The sequence below is a fragment of the Arthrobacter sp. SPT-J7 genome (assembly GCF_059089965.1).
Window position 1 is genome coordinate 1 of the sequence record NZ_JBNHFF010000384.1, and the last position, 1,799, is coordinate 1,799.

The 1,799-nt window shown below is 66.3% G+C and carries 2 protein-coding genes; both read right to left on the minus strand.

The annotated features are described in order from the left end of the window. Positions 1-140 precede the first annotated feature (140 nt). Positions 141-1,166 carry an aspartate carbamoyltransferase catalytic subunit gene (locus AC5RWX_RS32865; RefSeq protein WP_494100356.1) on the minus strand — a complete coding sequence of 342 codons (1,026 nt, stop codon included), beginning with the start codon at positions 1,164-1,166 and terminating at the stop codon, positions 141-143. After that, positions 1,163-1,750: a bifunctional pyr operon transcriptional regulator/uracil phosphoribosyltransferase PyrR gene (pyrR, locus tag AC5RWX_RS32870; RefSeq protein WP_494100357.1), complete on the minus strand. Its 588-nt coding sequence runs from the start codon at positions 1,748-1,750 to the stop codon at positions 1,163-1,165. Before pyrR ends, AC5RWX_RS32865 begins: the two co-directional genes overlap by 4 nt. Between the last annotated feature and the right edge of the window lie 49 nt (positions 1,751-1,799).

Below are 1,799 nucleotides of genomic sequence, written 5' to 3' on the forward strand. Positions count from 1 at the left end.
GGCGTCGATGACGGTGGCGCCCTCGGCCAACAGGCCGGGTCCAGTTTCGGCGATCAGACCGTCACGGATCAGGAGGTCCGACGGCTTTCCACCCAGGATTGAGGCCTCGCGGATCAGATAGGTTCCGGTGTTGCCTGCCATCATTTGCTCTCCTTGGTGGAATGGGTGCCGGTATACGCCAGGGCGGGGGTGGCGGCTGGTTCGCGGGTATCCCCGGAGAGCAGCAGGTAGAGGGCGGCCATGCGCACGGACACGCCGTTACGGACCTGCGCCAGGACGGTGGAGCGGGGGGAATCTGCGGCGGCGGCGGAGATTTCCAGGCCCCGGTTCATGGGGCCTGGGTGCATGATGATGGTGTCCTTCATGCCCAGAGCGTCCAGCGCCCGCAGCCGGTTGTCGTCAAAGCCCCACCGCCGCGAGTATTCGCGGGTGCTGGGGAAGAAGGAGGCGTTCATGCGTTCGCCTTGGACGCGGAGCATCATCACGGCGTCAACGCCCTGCTCGATGGTTTCGTCCATGTTGTAGCTGACGTTGCAGGGCCACTTTTCGACGCCGATGGGCAGCAGGGTGGGCGGCGCCACAAGGGTGACTTCGGCGCCGAGGGTGCGCAGGAGCCAGACGTTGGAGCGGGCCACGCGGGAGTGCAGGACGTCGCCGGCGATGGCCACGCGCATGCCCTTGAGGTCGGCGCCTTCGGAGCCCGTCCCGGCCAGGCGGGCCCAGTGCCGGCGCATGGTGAATGCGTCCAGCAGTGCCTGGGTCGGGTGTTCGTGCGTGCCGTCGCCGGCGTTGATGACGGCGGCGTCGATCCAGTCGGTCGCGGCCAGCCGGTGCGGTGCACCCGAGGCCCAGTGCCGGATAACGACGGCGTCAGCCCCCATCGCAGACAGCGTTTGGGCGGTGTCCTTGAGGGACTCCCCCTTCGACACCGAGGAGCCCTTGGCAGCAAAGTTGATGACGTCCGCGGAGAGGCGCTTGGCGGCGGCTTCGAAGGAGATGCGGGTACGGGTGGAGTCCTCGAAAAAGAGGTTGACCACGGTGCGGCCACGGAGGGCCGGCAGTTTCTTGACCTCGCGGTCACCGACGGCAGCCATTTCCTCGGCGGTATCGAGGATGCGGATGGCGTTGGCGAGGCTGAGGTTTTCGGTGGAGAGCAGGTGCTTCACGAGCGGCCCTCGATAACCACTTCATTGACCGGGGTACCGCCGGGGGCAGTGTCGGTTTCTTCGAGCCGGACCCGGACCTTCTCCTCGGATGACGTGGGCAGGTTTTTGCCCACGTGGTCGGCGCGGATGGGCAGCTCACGGTGGCCGCGGTCAATCAGCACGGCGAGCCTGACGATGCGGGGCCGGCCCAGGTCCACGAGAGCGTCAAGGGCGGCACGGATGGTGCGGCCCGAATACAGGACGTCATCAATGAGGACAACCACCTTGTTATCGATGCCTGTACGCGGGAGCTTGGTGGGGTACGGCGGCCGCGTGCCCTGGTGGGACAGGTCGTCGCGGAACATGGTGACGTCCAGCTGGCCAACAATCGCGGCGGCGTCCACGCCGGGATCAGCGGCGGCAATTTTTTCAGCAAGCCTCGCGGCCAGGGGGTAACCGCGGCGGGGAATGCCGAGCAGGACGAGGTCCTGGGAACCCTTGTTGGCCTCGAGAATCTCATGGGCGATACGAGTGAGGGCCCGGTCGATGTCAGCCTGGCTAAGGACTACCCTGGCTGGAACCGGTGCGCTGGCGACAGAAGTCAACGCTCGTCTCCCCTTTCCCCGCCTCACAGGACGGAATTAAAAAAGGATC